This window comes from Frankia sp. AgB32 (genome assembly GCF_023243045.1).
Classification (GTDB): domain Bacteria; phylum Actinomycetota; class Actinomycetes; order Frankiales; family Frankiaceae; genus Frankia.
Map to the genome: position 1 here is coordinate 1 of NZ_JALKFX010000076.1, position 17,153 is coordinate 17,153.

Here is a 17,153-nt window from a genome sequence, read left to right on the forward strand (position 1 = left end):
CGACATCAACACCCACAAACCCCACACAACCGTGTGAGACCCACGAGCATCGTGTCCAAAGGAATCCCTCACAACCACAACCAGCCACACCCCCACAAACCGTGGAAGCACAACCAGTCAGGCCATGAACGGGGTCAAACATATTTGGCACTGACAATCGGCACGCTGTTGAGTTCTCAAGGAGCAGGCGCAACCAGCTCGCTGCCGTTTTGGCTTTGCTCTGGCGCTTCTTTAATTTACCGGCCGTTTCGGTCGGTGTCAAATCGCTGTTTTGTCTGCGATGTAGACCCGGTCGAGCTGGCTTTTTGCTTTGTTATGGTGCTTCTTTAACTTACCGGCCGTTTCGGTTGGTGTCAAATCGCCGTGTTGTGTGCGATATGGACCCAGTCGATGTGGCGTTTTGTTGCGCGCTCGAATCAACATGGTATTTCATGTTGATTTCGTGCGATGTCGCCAAGTTACAGGCTTTGGCTTGATTGTGTCAAATCGTCCCAGCCGCTGGATTTCTCCGAAGGAGGCTGATGATTGCCACTTTCACACCTTATCGCACCGTCCGCGGCCCGTTTCCTCGGGGGGTCTGTGCCCCCTCGGAGGAGATTTGGTCCTGCGCGACATCGAGCTCGAAAGCTCAGTGGGCGACGAAGGAGAACTATACACGAGAAGAGCCGCTGCGCACGGGCGCAGGGCGATAACTTTCCGCCACCATCGATGAACGGTGGGCCACGGGCCCGGCAGGATGCGCCGTGGACCGTGTTCCGGTCTTGCCCACCCACACCGAGGTGAGCCGCTACCACCAGGTCCAACGCCTCGTTGGCCGGCGCCGTTCCCGCTGCTGGAGCCCGTCCGCTGGCGAGCCCTGGTTACTGTTCTTCCCGCCCTCGCCGGCGCCAAACATCTCGATGCCCGGCAGTGCGCGGCACGGGGGCGCGGACACAGGTGCCGGCGCGGGAGGGCTGTCGACGCGACGCGGGCGCGCCCCGGTCCCTGTGCCGGACTCCGTTCCGTGCGGCACCGGTGGCGGCGCGGGCCCCCACCCCTGCTACCGCGCCAGGCAGGCCCCACGGCAGGAGCAGGAGGTGTCGACCAGGCCGGCACCACCGTGCTGGGATGGGTTCACTCCTCGGCCGGCAGCCGCGGTGAGCGACGGCCGACACGGCGGGGGGCGGACCACGTGGTGACTCTCGGCCGGGCCGCCTGGCCGGACCTCGCCGGCGCACGACCCGTCCTCGTCCTGCCACTCGGCAGCACGGAGCAGCACGGCCCGCACCTGCCTCTGGACACCGACACCCGGATCGCCGACGCGGTCGCCCTGGGGCTCGCCGAACGACTGGCCCCCCTGCTGGTCGCGCCCGCGCTGGCGTTCGGTGCCAGTGGGGAGCACGCCGGCTTCCCCGGCACGCTGTCGCTGGGCACCGAGGTGCTCGGCCGGGCGCTCGTCGAACTCGTCCGGTCGGCCGACGACACGGCGGCCGGCGTGTTCGTGGTCAACGGACACGGCGGGAACGCGGACGCGCTGCGCGCGGCCGGCCGGGTGCTGGCGGCGGAGGGCCGACCCCTGCGGGTGTGGACGCCCACCGTGGCGCTCTCGCGGACCGCCGGCGTGCCCGGCGCCGCCGGTGACCTGCACGCCGGCCGCGCGGAGACGTCCCTGCTGCTCCACCTCGCCCCCGACCTGGTGCGGCTGGACCAGGCGCGGGCCGGGCCCATGCCGGCGCTCGCCGATCTCGTCGCCCGGGGCGTCGCCGCGCTCAGCCCGTCGGGGATCCTCGGCGACCCGACCGGCGCGTCCGCCGCCGAGGGCGCCCGCCTGCTCGACGCCTACCTGCGCGACGCCACCGAGCACCTGCGGCGCTGGGCCGGACACCTGGGCCCGTGCGCGCCGCGACCCATCGCCCAGCCAGCCGTCGTCCAGCCAGCAGAGGGCCCGCAAGCCGAGGACTCGCCGGTTGAGGATCCGCCGGTTGATCCGCGGGCGGCGGCGACCCGGCCCACTCCCCCGTCGACCGAGAGGTTCGCATGACGCCCGGCCCCGACACACCGGCCGAAGCCGCCCCCGTTGCCCTGGTGACCGGCGCCGCCCGCGGGCTCGGCGCGGCGGTCGCCGCCGCCCTCGACGCGGCCGGCCACCGCCTCGTCCTCGTCGACCGGGCGCTGCCCGGCACACCCGCCGCGGGGTACCCCTACTCGACCGCGCGGGAGCTCGACGCCGTCGCCGGCCGCTGCCGGGACGCGATCGCGGTGCCGGCGGACGTGGGTCGGCAGGCCGACGTGGACGCGGCCGTCGCCGCCGCCCTCGAGCGTTACGGCCGGCTCGACGTCGCCGTCGCCGCCGCCGGGATCATCGCGGGCGGCCCGCCGGTCTGGGAGACCGACGACGAAAGCTGGCAGGCCCTGCTCGGCGCCAACCTCACGGGTGTGTTCCACGTCATCCGGGCCGCGGTCCCGCACCTGCTCGCGGCGAGGGCCGGACGGTTCGTCGCCGTCTCCTCGGCCGCCGGGACCCGTCCGCTGCCGCGACTGGCGGCCTACTCCGCGAGCAAGCACGGTGTCGTGGGTCTCGTGCGCAGCCTGGCCGCCGACCTCACCGGCACGTCGGTGACCGCGAACGTCGTCTGCCCCGGGTCGATGGACACCACCATGCTGCTCGAGTCGGCCCGGATCTACGACCTGGCGGACGCCGGCGACTTCGCCGGCCACGCGTACCTGCGGCGACTGCTGCGGCCCGAGGAGGTCGCGGCGGCCGTCGCCTTCCTGTGTTCCCCCGCCGCCAGCGCGATGACCGGCTCGGTCCTGGCCGTCGACGGGGGTTTCACCGGCTGAGCTGCCCCGGCCGCGGACAGCCGCCGCCGTCCGGGGAACCACTTGTGCCGGGAGCGCTCCCCGCACGGGTGACACCCCCGCGCCGGCGGGGTCCGGTCAGACCGGGTCGTCGTCCGACCAGCCGTACCGGTCCGGCGCCAGGACGAAGGCCGCGGCGCCGCGCAGCGCGCCGCCGGCCGGGTCGGCGCTGGGCATGATCCGCAGCCGACGGGCGAACGCCAGTCCCGCATGGCGCCGGAACGACCCGCCGACGGCCTCCCAGAAGATCGGGCCGGACTGGGCGAACCCGCCCGCCACAACCGCGGCGTCCAGATCGAGCAGGCTCGCGCAGGACGCGAGGCCGGCGCCGACCGCCGCACCGGCCCGGACCAGCTCCGCGCGGGCCACCGCGTCGCCGGCGGCAGCGGAGCGGGCCAGCGCCTGGCCGTCGGCGATCTCACCCGGCGCCGGGTTCCAGCCGGCCGCCAGGGCGCGCCGCACGGAGTGCGGGCCCGCGGCGATGGCCTCGACGCAGCCCTGGCCGCCGCAGGGACACGGCGGCCCGTCGGCCTCGACCACCACGTGACCGATGTGCCCCGCGTTGCCGGAACCCCCGTGCAGCAGCCGGTCGCCCAGCACCAGCCCGCCGCCGACCCCGGTCGAGACGGTGACGGCGAGCAGGTTGCGCACGCCTCGCCCGGCCCCGGACCAGTGCTCGCCGGCGGCGAGTGCGATCCCGTCGTTGTGCACCCGCACGGGCAGGTCGGCGTAGAGCTCCCCCAGCCGGGCCCGCAGCGGGAAGTCCCGCCACGCGGGGATGTTCAGCGGCGACACCTCGCCCACCGGCCAACGCATCGGCCCCGCGCAGCCGCAGCCGATCCCCGCCAGCTCCGCGCCAGTCATCCCGGCCGCGGCCAGGGCCTGCTCGGCGCAGTCCCGCACCGCCCCGAACACCGCCTCCGCGGAGGGCTCCCCCGCCGCCACGGCATCCGCGGGGGGGGCGGGCACGGGGCGGCGCGCCGTACCCCGCAGCGTTCCGGTCACGTCGACGACGGCAGCCGCGATCTTGGTTCCGCCGATGTCGAGCGCGAGCGCGCACGCCGACGCGGACAGGCGCGGGGAGTCCGCGGAGTCCGCGGGAGCCGCTGACACCGGCGGCGGAGACGACATCGCTATCTGAACACCTTTCGCTGACTAATCAGGCGCCGGCGCCGGCGCTGTCCGGCCCGCGACCGCGACCTCGAACTGACAACGGCCGGGCTCCAGCCTCGTCCGGGGACGGGTGGAGTCCGGCCGTGGTACAGCCAGGCGAGCCTGCTCAGCCGGCCTGTCTGGTCAGCCGGCCTGTCTGGTCAGCCGGCCTGTCTGGTCAGCCGGCCTGTCTGGTCAGCCAGCCTTGTGCTTACCGATCTCCTCGGTGAGCTGCGGGACGACGTTGAACAGGTCACCGACCAGGCCGTAGTCCGCGAACTCGAAGATCGGCGCCTCGGGGTCCTTGTTGACCGCGACGATCGTCTTGGACGTCTGCATACCGGCCCGGTGCTGGATGGCGCCGGAGATGCCGACCGCGATGTAGAGCTGCGGCGAGACGGTCTTGCCGGTCTGGCCGACCTGGTTCTGGTGCGGGTACCAGCCGGCGTCGGTCGCGGCGCGCGACGCTCCGACGGCGGCACCGAGGGTGTCGGCCAGCTTCTCCACCAGCGCGAAGTGCTCGGCGGCACCGAGTCCACGGCCGCCGGAGACGACGACCTGCGCCTCGGTGAGGTCCGGGCGACCGGACTTCGCCTCGACCACCCGGTCGACGATCTTCGCGCCCTTGGCGGCGTCGCTGACCGCGACGTCGACGATCTGCTCGGCCGGCGTGCCCGGCGCGGCCTCGGGGGCGGTGGAGTTCGGCCGCACGACGACGACCGGGACGCCCTTGGTGACCTTGGACGTGACGATCGTCGAACCGCCGAAGATGCCCTGGGTGGCGACGAGGTCGGCGCTCAGTGCGGTGGCGTCCCAGATGAGACCGGAGTCGATCCGGGCCGCGACCCGGGCGGCGATCTCCCGGGAGTCCGCCGTCGCGGCGACCAGGACGGCGACCGGCGACGCCGCACCGACGAGGTTCGCGAGCACCTCGGCGGCGGGGCCGCCGCCGTACCCGGCGATGTCGTCGGACTCCGCGACGTACACCTTGGCGGCCCCGTACGTGGCCAGGTACTCCTTCGCCTTGGCGTAGGTGCCCGGCGCGCCGAGGAACACCGCCGCCGGCTCGCCGAACGCGCGGGCGAGCGTCAGCAACTCGGCGGTGACCTTCTTCGGCTCGCCGTCGGCGTGCTCGACGAGAACGAGAACTTCAGCCATCGAACAAACCCCTCAGATGAGCTTCTGCGCGGCGAGGAAGCCGGCGATCTTCGTTCCGCCGTCGCCCTCGTCCTTGACGATCGTTCCGCTGGACCGGGGCGGCGCGGGCACGGCCGTCACGACCGAGGTGGCGGCGCCGGCGAGACCGACCGAGGCGGCGTCGAGGCCGGCGTCGGCGGCGGACAGGGTCGTCAGCGGCTTCTTCTTCGCCGCCATGATGCCCTTGAACGAGGGGTACCGCGGCTGGTTGATCTTCTCGACGACGCTGACCACGGCGGGCAGGCTCGCCTCGACGAGGGCGTAGCCGTTGTCGGCCTGCCGCTCGATCGTGACCTTGCTCGCGGCCGGGTCGACCGTCACCTTGCGGGCCTGGGTGAGCTGCGGCAGGCCGAGCCGCTCCGCCAGCAGGGCACCGATGACGCCGCCACGGGCGTCCGATGCCTCGGAGGAGGTGATGACGAGGTCCGGGGACAGCGTCGAAATCACCTTGGCGAGCGCCGCGGAGGTGGCCAGCGCGTCCGACCCGTGCAGCGAGTCGTCCGTGAGGTGCACGGCCTTGTCGGCGCCCATCGACAGCGCCTTGCGGATCGTCTCGACCGCCTTGGCCGGCCCCATGGTGACGACGGTGACCTCACCGCCGTGGGCTTCCTTGATCTTCAGGGCCTCTTCGACCCCGTACTCGTCCATCTCGTTCATGACGTTGTCGACGCTCTTGCGGTCGACTGTCTTGTCCGCGGCATCGAGCTTCTTTTCCGCCCAGGTATCGGGAACCTGCTTGACGGTAACGACGATGTTCACGCCTAGGGGCCTCCGTAGCCAACATCGGATGTCAGTGCTCTTGACATCGTCGCATCTGGGGCGCTTGCGCGCCCGATGATCGGTGGCGTGACGAGGGCCGCACCGAGCCCCTGACCTGGACGGTCGGACCGGACACCGACAGCAACTACACGCCGTCACCGAGGCTAGTCCGTGCACCTCGCCGGAGCCATCCCCAGTGACCGGGGTATCACCCCGCCCTCCGGGGCTCCCCCGCGGCGACCCGCGTCCCTCGAACGGCCGGACGTGGCTGCACGTGCAGAATATCCTGCATAGGCGAGTGCAAATGAGCCGGCCGACTCGATAGCGTGTTCCTGCGGAAAAGGGAACCAATCATCACGCTAGAACAAGAGTCCGGAGTCCCGGACGAGGCGTGCATTCCGTCCTCCTTGTGCACACCCTCTTCCCCTGTTCACGGCGCACCAACTACTTTCTGCCTTATGCGGTGAACATTGCGCAACCACCGCTACTCAGGTCGCTCATACTTCGACGGGGGAAAGATGTCGAACACGCCACCGGAAGATCCTTCAGTAAGTACGATGTTCGCCCGCCTTCTCCGCGAGGCCGGAGTCTCCGACACCCGCTTCGCCTGCCTGGTCAACGCCCGTGCGCGGCAGCAGCGCCAGGTCGAGCTGGGCCTCGCCCGCACCACGGTCGGTCACTGGCGGCGCGGCATGCGCCCACGAGATCCAATGGTCGCCGAACTCGCGGCCGCCGAGATGTCGGCCGCGCTGGGTTATCCCGTCCTTCCGGCCGACCTCGGTTGGCGCGGAGAGTCGTACCGCAATGACGACCTGGGGCTCACTGGCGCAAATGCCCCTGTTGAGACACTACGGACACTTACTGGCCTTTCGGGACGAGACATGCGTCGACGTGACCTTTTGCAGGAGGGAACCGCTTTCATCGCAACCGCTTTCGCCGACCCGGTTCTGTCCAGCCTCACCGGCGTCGTCGACCGGATCGGCCGGACCGAGCAGCCGGCGGTCGGCGGCGGAGCCCTCGTCCGCGATGTCACCGCGACCTTCCGCACCCTCGACGCCAAGTTCGGCAGCGCGGAGATCCGCCCGCAGGTCATCAGCTTCCTGCACGACCAGACCCGGGCGGCCCGCGACCGCCGCCCCGACCCGGACCTGTTCAGCGCCCTGGCCGAGCTCACCCAGTTCAGCGGCTGGCTCGCCCAGGACAGCAAACGCCACGCGCTCGCGCAGCGCTACTACATCCAGGCGCTCAGCCTCGCCGAGCACGCCGGAGACCACATGCTCGCCGGCCGCGTGCTGTCGGGGATGAGCGACCAGGCCGCCCAGCTCAAGCACCCCCGTCAGAGCCTGGCGCTGGCCCGCGCCGCGCTGAACCGTTCCCACCGGCACTCCACCAACACCGTGCGGGCGATGCTCTACGACAAGCACGCCTGGGCGTTGGCCCGCAACGGGGACGAGGCCGGCTGCCGGCAGGCCCTGGACCTGATGGACGACGCGATCGACAGCAGCGACGGGGAGGAGTCCCCGTCCTGGGCGGGCCACTACAACCGGGGTGACGCCGCGGAATGCCGCGGGCACTGCCTGCTGCTGCTCCAGCGCTCCCAGGAAGCCACCACGAACCTGCTGGCGGCTCGCGCCCTGCAGGGCGACGCCCGGGCCCGGACCCGCAGCTACGCCGAGGCGGACCTGGCCCTGACCTATCTGCTCGGTCCCAGCCCGGATCTGGAGGGCGCGCTGGAGGCCGGCTACCGGGCGGTCGGCGTCGCCGGGCAGATCACCTCGCAGCGCATCACCGACAAGCTGACACAGCTCGACCAGGAGCTCGGCAGCCACCACACCGTGGCCGTGCGGGAGTGGCGGGAGCGGACCCGGCCACTGCTCGCCGCCACCGCGGCCAGCCCTGTCTGACCCGCCCCGACCCGGGCTGACGTCGGCCCGTCCGTGGCCCCGGCCGGCGGCAACGGTGCGCGCCACCGGCGCCACCGTTGCCGCCGGCGCCACCGTGCCGCCCCGGGGTCCCCCGCCGGCCGTCCGACCCGGCCGGCCAGGCACTCTGGAACGGTGACCTCCGCGCAGGATTCGGGGCAGACCGCACCGGACACCCCACCCCGGATCGGACCGGGCGACATCCCGGTCGCCCCCGTCGAACCCCGGCACCGCACGCTTCCACGGCCCGCGGCGGTCATCACGGCCGTCGCGCGGGTCGTCGCGGTCGGCCTGGCCCTCCTGGCGCTGGGCCGGCTGGTCCACCTCGACGACGCGTTCGACTGGCCCTACTCGGCGATCAACGCGCTGACGCCGCTGCTGTACCTGCCGGCGTACGTCACCCTGGCGGTGTCCTTCGCGCGGCGGCGCAACCTGCTGTTGATCCTGTCGGCCGCACTGATCGTCATGCACCTGTTCTGGTCACTGCCCGAGGTGCTGCCCGGCAGCGCCGAGAACGCGGCGCCCGGCTCCGCCCGGCTGCGGGTGATGTCGGCGAACCTGTACTACGACAACGCGCACGCCGACCGGCTCGGCGCGCAGATCCGCGCGGCGAACCCCGACGTCCTGGTCCTCCTCGAGCTCTCCCCGCTCACCCTGGCGCGGGTGAGCGCCTCCGGCGCGCTGGGCGCCTTCCGCTACCACGAGGTCCGCGTCCGCGACGGGGCGTTCGGCGCCGCCCTCTACTCGCGGCTGCCACTGCGGGACGCGGCCGCGCCGATCGTCGGCGGCTCGATGTCGCTGCGGGCCACCGTCGAGGTCGACGAGCAGCGGCGTTTCGTGATGTACGCGGTGCACACCATCTCCCCGACGACCGGGCCGTACACCAGCCGGTGGCGCACCCAGCTCAGCGCGCTGCGCCAGGAGGCCCGCACGGCGACGCTGCCCGTGGTCATGGCCGGTGACTTCAACGCCACCCGCGACCACCGGCCACTGCGCCGCCTCATCGACGCCGGGGTGCGCGACGCCCATGACGTCGTCGGCGCCGGCTGGGACCCGACCTGGAGCGCCCGCGCGGTGCTGGTGCCGCCGGTGCTGCGCCTCGACCACGTGCTCGCCTCGCCTGCCTTCGCCGTCACCGGCTTCCAGGTCGGCGGGGACTTCGGCAGCGACCACCTACCGGTGATCGCCGACCTCGCGATGCGCTGAGCCGGGGTCCGGCTCGGGCGGGGCGTGCGCTCAGCGGCCGAGGAAGGTCGCCTTGCCCGGGCCGTCGGCGAGGAACGACTCCATCCCGATCCGGCGGTCCTCGCTCGCCCACAGGCCGGCGAACAGCGCGGCCTCCAGCCGCAGCGCCTCGGACAGGCCGACCTCGGCGCCGTCGTCGATCGCCTGCTTCGCCGCCGCCAGCGCCATCGCCGGCCCGGCGGCGTAGCTCCGCGCGATCTCCGTGGCCCGCTCGTAGGTCTGCTCGGCGGGGACGACGACGTCGACCAGGCCGATCCGCTCGGCCTCGTCGGCGCGGACCTGCCGGCCGCTGAAGACGAGGTCCTTCGCCCGTGACGGGCCGATCAGCCGCGGCAACCGCTGCGTGCCGCCGGCGCCCGGGATCACCCCCAGCAGGCTCTCCGGCTGGCCGACCTTCGCGTTCCGCGCGAGGACCCGGACGTCGGCGCACAGCGCCAGCTCCAGGCCGCCGCCGAGCGCGTAGCCGGTCACCGCCGCGATGACGGGCTTCGGGATGCGGGCGATCAGCTCGAACGTCGAGCTGAGGTCGCGGACCCAGGCGGTGGCCTCGGCGAAGTCCATCGGCGCCATCTCCTTGATGTCGGCGCCTGCGGCGAAGACCTTCTCGCCGCCGTAGAGCACGACCGACCGGATCGCCGGGTCGGTCGTGGCCCGCACGGCGGCCTCGCGCAGCCCCGCGGCGACCTCGGCGTTCAGCGCGTTCATCGGCGGCCGGTCCAGCCTGATGGTGCCCACGCCCCCGTCAACATCCAGCCGCACGACGCTCATCGCTGTCCTCCCGCCGCCTGGCCCCGCACTGGTCGGCGGGGCCTCCTGCCCGTCCGTCACGATAGGGCGGCAGGAGCTGATCTTCATCGGAGTCGACGATCCGCTGCCGGCCATGGGGCCGACGGGGCCGCGGATCGGCCGACGGCGCGTCGACGACTCGATTAGCGTCAGTGGGGTGTCAGACCCTGGCGGCCGTGTCCGCGCATCCGACCGGTCGGCGTCCGCCGGCGCCCACTCGGGCCTCGCCGACGCCGACGGCCCCGGTCCGGGGGCGGCCTGGCCGCTCGGGGTGAGCTGGGACGGCAGCGGGGTGAACGTCGCCGTCGCGGCGCCGGGGGCGGACGCGGTCGAGCTGTGCCTGTTCGACGCCGCCGGCGCGGAGACCCGCCATCGCCTGCCGGAACGTGACGGCGCGGTGTGGCATGGCCGCCTGCCCGGGATCAGGCCCGGGCAGCGGTACGGACTGCGCGCGCACGGCCCGTACGATCCCGAGCGCGGCCAGCGGTTCAACCCGGCGAAGCTGCTGATGGACCCGTATGCCCGGTTGGTCATCGGTACCCTGCGGGCGGACCCGGCGATCTACGGCTTCGCCGACGGCGACCCGTACGGCCGGGAGCCCGACGGCCGCGACTCGGCGCCGTTCGTGCCCCGCTGTGTCGTGACCGGTCCGGGCGGGCGGCTCGGCGACGGTTACCGGCCCGCCGCCGGGGATCACGGCCATCCGGCGGCCAACCGCCCGGGCATCCCGTGGGAGCGCAGCGTCGTGTACGAGGCGCACGTGCGCGGCCTCACCCGCTGCCACCCCGGCCTGCCCCCCGAGCTGCGTGGCACCTACGCCGGCCTGGGCCACCCGGTGATCGTCGACTACCTCCGCCAGCTCGGGATCACCGCGATCGAGCTGCTCCCGGTGCACGCCTCGGTCTCGGAGACGACGCTGCTGGCCCGGTCGACGTCGAACTACTGGGGCTACAACAGCCTGTGCTTCCTCGCCCCGCACGCCGCGTACGCGGCCACCGACGACCCGGCCGGTGAGTTCCAGGCGATGGTCGCCGCGCTGCACGCCGCCGGCATCGAGGTGATCCTCGACGTCGTCTTCAACCACAGCGCCGAGGGCAGCGAACGTGGGCCGACGCTGTCGCTGCGCGGCCTGGACAACACCGCTTACTACCGGGTGGAACCCACCGACGCGCGGCGCTACCGGGACGTCACCGGCTGCGGGAACACGCTGAACATGACCAGCCCGCACGTGGTCCGGCTGATCTGCGACTCGCTGCGGCACTGGGTGGCCGAGATGGGCGTCGACGGCTTCCGGTTCGACCTGGCCACGGCGCTCGCCCGCAATCCCGACGCGTTCGACCCCGCGGCGCCGCTGCTCACGGCGATCCACGCGGACCCGCTGCTGTCGTCGGTGAAGCTGATCGCCGAGCCGTGGGATGTCGGCTGGGGCGGCTACCAGGTCGGGTCGTTCCCGGCGCCGTGGGCGGAGTGGAACGGCCGGTTCCGCGACACCGCGCGCGACGTGTGGAACGGCCGCACCAGCGGGGTCGCCGACCTCGGCTACCGGCTGACCGGGTCGTCGGACCTGTTCCAGCACTCCGGGCGGCGGCCGTGGGCGTCGGTGAACTTCGTCACCTCGCATGACGGCTTCCCGCTGGCCGACCTCGTCTCCTACGCGGACAAACACAACGAGGCCAACGGCGAGGGCAACCGGGACGGCGAGTCGGACAACCGGTCGGCGAACCACGGCGTCGAGGGCCCGACCGACGACCCGGCGATCCTCGCGACCCGCCGCCGGGTCCGTCGCGGCCTGCTCGCCACCCTGCTGCTGTCGGCCGGCGTGCCGATGCTGCTCGCCGGCGACGAGTTCGGCCGCTCGCAGGGCGGCAACAACAACGCCTACTGCCAGGACAACGAGGTGTCCTGGCTGGCCTGGCCGACGGGCGACCAGGCCGGCGCCGCAGCCGATCCCGCCGGGCCGGATCCGGCCCTGCCCGGCCTGGTCCGCGGGCTGCTGGCGCTGCGCCGCGACACCCCGGCGCTGCGCGGGGACCGGTTCTTCCGGGGCGGTGAGTCGGCCCCGGGCCGGCTCGCGGACATCACCTGGCTGCGCGCGGACGGTCAGGTGATGTCCCAGGCGGACTGGAACGCCTCCCGGCTGGACACCGTCGTCGCCGTCCTTGCCGGCGAGGACGGTGGGCCCGGCCTGGTCTACGTCCTGCATCCCGACGACGCCGACGCCGCGATCGTCCTGCCCGGCGCGCCGTGGGCAGCCCGGCTCGACCTGCTGCTCGACACCACCGACGACGACCTCGCCGGCTTCCCGGCCAGCCTCGCCGAACCGGGCCGGGTGCTGCCCGGCGGCGCGGACCTGACGGTGCGCGCCCGCAGCGTCATCCTGCTGCGGGCGCATCCCCTGGGCTGACGGACCGTGCCGACCCCACGTGCGCCGGCACGGCCCGGGACGGCCTACGGGTTGGCGACCAGGCCGAGCTCGGCGACGCTCGCGGTCAGCCGGTGGCGCGGCAGCACCCGCACGGTGTAGCCGAACGCGCCGGTGTGGCCGAGCGGGATGGTGCCCTCGTAGCGCAGGGCGCCCTCGCTGTCCCCCACCGCCTGCAGCGACAGCGTCGCCGGGGCGGCGATCCGGTCGGACTGGTCGACCCGACCATAGGAGGCGAGGACAGCGACGTCCTCGGGGGCGAGCCCGCCGAGCTCGACTGTCGCCCGGACCACCAGCGACTGTCCCGCCTGGGGGGTGTCGCCGAGACCGGCGGAGTCGACGTTGAGCACCCGCACGCCCGACCAGGCGGCGCGGACCCGGTTCTTCCACGCCGAGAGGTCGCGGGCGCCGGCGAGGTCGTCGGCGGCGGCGGTCCGGGCCGAGACGGCGGCCGGGACGTAGTACCGCTCGACGTACTCCTGCACCATCCGGCTGGCGAGCACCTGAGGCCCGAGGGTCGACAGGGTGTGCTTGACCATCGCCGTCCAGCGCGGCGGCGGCCCGCCGGCCGGGCGGTCGTAGAACCGCGTGGTGACGGTGTTCTCCAGCAGTTCGTACAGGGCGACCGACTCGAGGTCGTCGCGGCGGTCGGGGTCCTCGACGCCGTCGGCGGTCGGGATCGCCCAGCCGTTCTGGCCGTCGTACATCTCGTCCCACCACCCGTCCCGGATGGACAGGTTCAGGCAGCCGTTGAGCGCCGCCTTCATCCCGGACGTGCCGCACGCCTCCAGCGGGCGCAGCGGGTTGTTCAGCCACACGTCCGAGCCGGAGTACAGGAACCGGGCCATGCCGATGTCGTAGTCGGGCAGGAACACGATCCGCGCGCGCACGGACGGGTCGTCGGCGAACTGGACGATCTGCTGGACGAGCAGCTTGCCGCCGTCGTCGGCGGGATGCGCCTTGCCGGCGATCACCATCTGGATCGGCCGCTCGGGGTGCAGCAGCAGGCGGCGCAGCCGGTCACGGTCGCGCAGCATCAGCGTGAGGCGCTTGTAGGACGGCACCCGGCGGGCGAACCCGATGGTCAGCACGTCCGCGTCGAACACCGACTCGACCCAGTCCAGCTCGCCGGGGGCGGCGCCGCGCTCCAGCCAGGACGCCCGGACCCGGCGGCGGACCTCGGCGACGAGCCGTTCCCGCAGCTGGCGCCGCATGCTCCAGACGACGTCGTCGGGCAGCGTGGAGATCTTCGCGAAGCCGGCGGCGTCGTCGGAGAGCAGGCTCGGGCCGGGTTCACGGTCGGTGAGTTCCAGCACGGCGCGCGAGACCCAGGTGGGGGCGTGCACGCCGTTGGTCACCGAACCGATCGGTACCTCGGCGGCGTCGAAGCCGGGCCACAGCCCGGAGAACATCTCCCGGCTGACGATGCCGTGCAGCTTGCTGACCCCGTTGGACCGCTGCGCGAGGCGCAGGCCCATGTGCGCCATGTTGAACACGTTCGGGTCGGGCTCGACGCCGAGTTCCAGGATCCGCTCGACGGGCACGCCCGGCCAGGAGTTGTCTCCGCCGAAGTGGCGGGCGACGATGTCGCGGGGGAAGCGGTCGATGCCGGCGGGCACCGGGGTGTGCGTGGTGAACAGGGTGCCGGCGCGGGCGGCCTCGAGCGCCTCGTCGAAGCTCAGCCCGGTCTCGACGAGCTCGCGGATGCGCTCCAGGCCGAGGAAGCCGGCGTGCCCCTCGTTGGTGTGGTAGACCTCCGGCGCCGGGTTGCCCGTCACGGCCGCGTAGGCGCGCAGCGCCCGCACCCCGCCGATGCCCAGCAGCATCTCCTGCAGCAGCCGGTGGTCGGTGCCACCGCCGTAGAGGCGGTCGGTGACGCCGCGCTCGGCCGGCTGGTTGTCCTCGACGTCCGAGTCGAGCAGCAGCAGCGGAACCCGCCCGACCTGCGCCTTCCAGATCTGCGCGTGCAGGGTGCGCCCCTCCGGCAGCCCGACCGCGACCTTCACCGGGCGACCGCCTGCGTCGGTGAGCTGGGTCAGCGGCAGACCGTGCGGGTCGATGCCGGGGTAGCGCTCCTGCTGCCAGCCGTCGCGGGAGAGCGACTGGACGAAGTAGCCCGCCCGGTACAGCAGCCCGACCCCGATGATCGGCACGCCGAGGTCGCTGGCGGTCTTGAGGTGGTCGCCGGCGAGGATGCCGAGGCCGCCGGAGTACTGCGGGAGCACCTCGGTGATGCCGAACTCCGGCGAGAAGTACGCGATCGCCGACGGCGCGCCCGCCAGGTTCGCCCGCTGGTACCACAGGTCCGCGGCGAGGTAGTCGGCGAGATCGTCGGCGACGTCGGTGAGCCGGCGCACGAACCGTCGGTCGGCGGCGAGTGCGGTGAGCCGGTCGTGGTCGACCTCGCCGAGCAGGCGGACCGGATCCCCCTTGGTGGTCCGCCAGAGCTCGGGATCGACCGACTCGAAGAGATCGAGTGTCTCCGGGTGCCACGACCAGCGGAGATTGAGAACAAGTTCCCCCAGCGGAGCGAGCTGCTCCGGGAGCTGCGCACGGACGGTGAACCGTCGTAGGGCTCTCACGAAGAGGTGAGCCTAGACAGTGTTGGTGACAACTACGCAGCCGGGTTCGACCGGCGGGTTACGTTCCCCGAACATCTCGCCGTCGGACCGGGGCGAAGGGCCCCGATCCTCCGGAAATGCCTGCTCTCCACGGTCAGATCGCAGTGCGCGGCGGGCCGGATCGCGCTGCGCGGCCGGTCGGATCGGGCTGTCCGACCGGTCGCGGGTCGGCGCTCCTACTCGTCGTCGTGGGCCGCCCGCACCGCCTCGGTGATGACCGCCATGACGGCCGGATCGCGCAGGGTCGTGACATCGCCGAGCTCCCGGCCCGCGGCGACGTCGCGCAGCAGCCGGCGCATGATCTTGCCGGAGCGGGTCTTCGGCAGGTCGTCCGCCCAGATGATCCGCCGCGGGCGGGCCAGCTTGCCGATCCGGCGGGCGACGTGCTCGCGCAGCTCGGCCTCGGTGGCCGCGTCGCCGGCGCGGTTGCCGGTCAGGGTCACGAAGGCGACGATCGCCTGCCCGGTCTGCTCGTCGGGCTCCGCGACGACCGCGGCCTCGGCGACGGCCTCGTGGGCGACGATCGCCGACTCGACCTCCGCGGTGGACAGCCGGTGCCCCGACACGTTGATCACGTCGTCGATCCGGCCGATGATCCAGAAGTAGCCGTCGGCGTCGAGCCGGGCCGCGTCGCCGACCACGTACGTCGTCGGCCCGAACCGGGAGAAGTACGTCTCGACGAAGCGGTCGTCGTCCTTGTAGAGGGTGCGCAGCATCGACGGCCACGGCTTGGTGATCACCAGGATGCCGGTGCCCTCGGTGACCGGCTCGCCGTCCTCGCTGAGCAGCGCCGGGCTGATCCCCGGCAGCGGCTTCGTCGCCGAGCCCGGCCTGGTCGGCGTCACCCCGGCCAGCGGCGAGATCAGCACCGAGCCGGTCTCGGTCTGCCACCAGGTGTCCACGATCGGGCAACGGCCGCCGCCGATCACCAGGTGGTACCACAGCCAGGCCTTCGGGTTGATCGGCTCGCCGACCGTGCCGAGCACCCGCAGTGACGACAGGTCGTGGCGGCCCGGGTACTCGGCGCCCCACTTGATGCAGGACCGGATCGCGGTGGGCGCCGTGTAGAACACCGTGACCCGATATTCCTCGACGATCCGCCACCAGATGTCGTGGTCCGGGTAGTCCGGCGCGCCCTCGTACATCACGCTCGTCGCGCCGTTCGAGAGCGGACCGTACACGATGTAGGAATGGCCGGTGATCCAGCCGACGTCCGCGGAGCACCAGTACACGTCGGTGTCCGGATCGATGTCGAACACCATCCGGTGGGTGTACGTCGCACCGAGCAGATAGCCGGCGGTGGAGTGCAGGATGCCCTTCGGCTTCGCCGTCGACCCGGAGCTGTACAGGATGAAAAGCGGATGCTCCGCGGGCAGCGGGATCGCCGGGCAGTCCGGGTCCGCGCCGGCGAGCAGCTCGTCGAACCAGACGTCACGCCCGGGAGTCATCGGCACCTCGCCGGGGTTCTCCCCCGGACCGCGCACCACGACGATGTGCTCCAGCGCCGGCAGTTCGCCGAGCTCGGCGTCGACGGCGGCCTTCACCGGGGCGCGCCGGCCCTTGCGCCGCGCGCCGTCGACGGTGATGAGCACCTTCGCGTCGGAGACCTCCATCCGCTCCCGCACCGCGGACGGCGCGAACCCGCCGAAGACCACGTTGTGCACCGCGCCGATCCGGGCGCAGGCCAGCATCGCGACCGCCACCTCGGGAATCATCGGCAGGAAGATGCCGACGACGTCGCCGGCGCGCACCCCGAGCGCACTGAGCCCGTTGGCGAGGCGCTGGGTGTCGGCGAGCAGGTCCGCGTAGGTCACGTCGCGGCGCTCGCCCTCCTCCCCACGCCAGTGGAACGCGACCCGTTCGCCGCGGCCGGCGGCGACATGGCGGTCCAGGCAGTTGGCGGACAGGTTCAGCTCGCCGTCGGCGAACCAGGTGTAGAAGGGCGCCTTCGTGTCGTCGAGGACCTGGGTGAACGGCTTGTCCCAGGTCAGCAGCTCGCGGGCGGCGTCGGCCCAGAACGCCTGCGGGTCGGCGTCGGCGGCGGCGCGGTCGGCGTCGACCGGCCGGCGCCGGGTGAACCCGGCCGGCGGGTCGAAGCTCTCCACGGCCAGCAGGTCTTCGAGCGTCGCCGCCAGGTCCGCCACGGTTCCTCCCACGTCGATGTGTCCGGGACCGATTCGGTCACCGATGATCACCGGTCTACCACGAACG

General features: G+C 72.7%; 11 protein-coding genes. 5 read left to right on the forward strand and 6 right to left on the reverse strand.

Annotated elements, in window-relative coordinates:
- Positions 1-1,171: 1,171 nt before the first annotated feature.
- Together mftE and MXD60_RS19045 are read left to right on the forward strand one after the other, a co-directional pair.
- Complete coding sequence (gene mftE, locus MXD60_RS19040; protein ID WP_248820675.1) at positions 1,172-2,020, forward strand: mycofactocin biosynthesis peptidyl-dipeptidase MftE; 849 nt, start codon at positions 1,172-1,174, stop codon at positions 2,018-2,020.
- Positions 2,017-2,820 (forward strand): mycofactocin-coupled SDR family oxidoreductase, encoded by an 804-nt coding sequence (locus MXD60_RS19045; RefSeq protein WP_248820676.1) that lies wholly within the window; start codon positions 2,017-2,019, stop codon positions 2,818-2,820. Before mftE ends, MXD60_RS19045 begins: the two co-directional genes overlap by 4 nt.
- A gap of 96 nt (positions 2,821-2,916) precedes the next feature.
- Here the strand turns inward: MXD60_RS19045 and MXD60_RS19050 are convergent, their stop codons facing one another.
- The 3 genes from MXD60_RS19050 to MXD60_RS19060 form a co-directional block, all read right to left on the reverse strand.
- Positions 2,917-3,969 carry an ROK family protein gene (locus MXD60_RS19050; RefSeq protein ID WP_248820677.1) on the reverse strand — a complete coding sequence of 351 codons (1,053 nt, stop codon included), beginning with the start codon at positions 3,967-3,969 and terminating at the stop codon, positions 2,917-2,919.
- Positions 3,970-4,185: 216 nt separating this feature from the next.
- Positions 4,186-5,148, reverse strand: coding sequence for an electron transfer flavoprotein subunit alpha/FixB family protein (locus MXD60_RS19055; protein WP_248820678.1), 963 nt, complete (start codon positions 5,146-5,148; stop codon positions 4,186-4,188).
- 12 nt (positions 5,149-5,160) lie between these two features.
- Positions 5,161-5,946, reverse strand: a complete 786-nt coding sequence (locus tag MXD60_RS19060; RefSeq protein WP_248820679.1) for an electron transfer flavoprotein subunit beta/FixA family protein — start codon at positions 5,944-5,946, stop codon at positions 5,161-5,163.
- Positions 5,947-6,464: 518 nt separating this feature from the next.
- Here MXD60_RS19060 and MXD60_RS19065 point away from each other — a divergent pair.
- On the forward strand, positions 6,465-7,850 hold the full coding sequence (locus tag MXD60_RS19065; protein ID WP_248820680.1) for an NsdA family TPR-like regulatory protein: 1,386 nt from the start codon (positions 6,465-6,467) through the stop codon (positions 7,848-7,850).
- 153 nt (positions 7,851-8,003) lie between these two features.
- Positions 8,004-9,074, forward strand: coding sequence for an endonuclease/exonuclease/phosphatase family protein (locus MXD60_RS19070; protein ID WP_248820681.1), 1,071 nt, complete (start codon positions 8,004-8,006; stop codon positions 9,072-9,074).
- Positions 9,075-9,104: 30 nt separating this feature from the next.
- Here the strand turns inward: MXD60_RS19070 and MXD60_RS19075 are convergent, their stop codons facing one another.
- Entirely contained in the window at positions 9,105-9,881 is a 777-nt protein-coding gene (locus MXD60_RS19075; protein WP_248820682.1) for an enoyl-CoA hydratase/isomerase family protein, read from the reverse strand.
- Between the two features lie 175 nt (positions 9,882-10,056).
- Between MXD60_RS19075 and glgX the strand changes: the two genes are divergently transcribed.
- On the forward strand, positions 10,057-12,303 hold the full coding sequence (gene glgX / locus MXD60_RS19080) for a glycogen debranching protein GlgX (RefSeq protein ID WP_308222536.1): 2,247 nt from the start codon (positions 10,057-10,059) through the stop codon (positions 12,301-12,303).
- Positions 12,304-12,347: 44 nt separating this feature from the next.
- Here glgX and glgP read toward each other — a convergent pair whose 3' ends face one another.
- Together glgP and acs are read right to left on the reverse strand one after the other, a co-directional pair.
- Positions 12,348-14,903 carry an alpha-glucan family phosphorylase gene (glgP, locus tag MXD60_RS19085; protein ID WP_248820683.1) on the reverse strand — a complete coding sequence of 852 codons (2,556 nt, stop codon included), beginning with the start codon at positions 14,901-14,903 and terminating at the stop codon, positions 12,348-12,350.
- 215 nt (positions 14,904-15,118) lie between these two features.
- Entirely contained in the window at positions 15,119-17,119 is a 2,001-nt protein-coding gene (gene acs, locus MXD60_RS19090; protein ID WP_248820698.1) for an acetate--CoA ligase, read from the reverse strand.
- Positions 17,120-17,153: the final 34 nt, after the last annotated feature.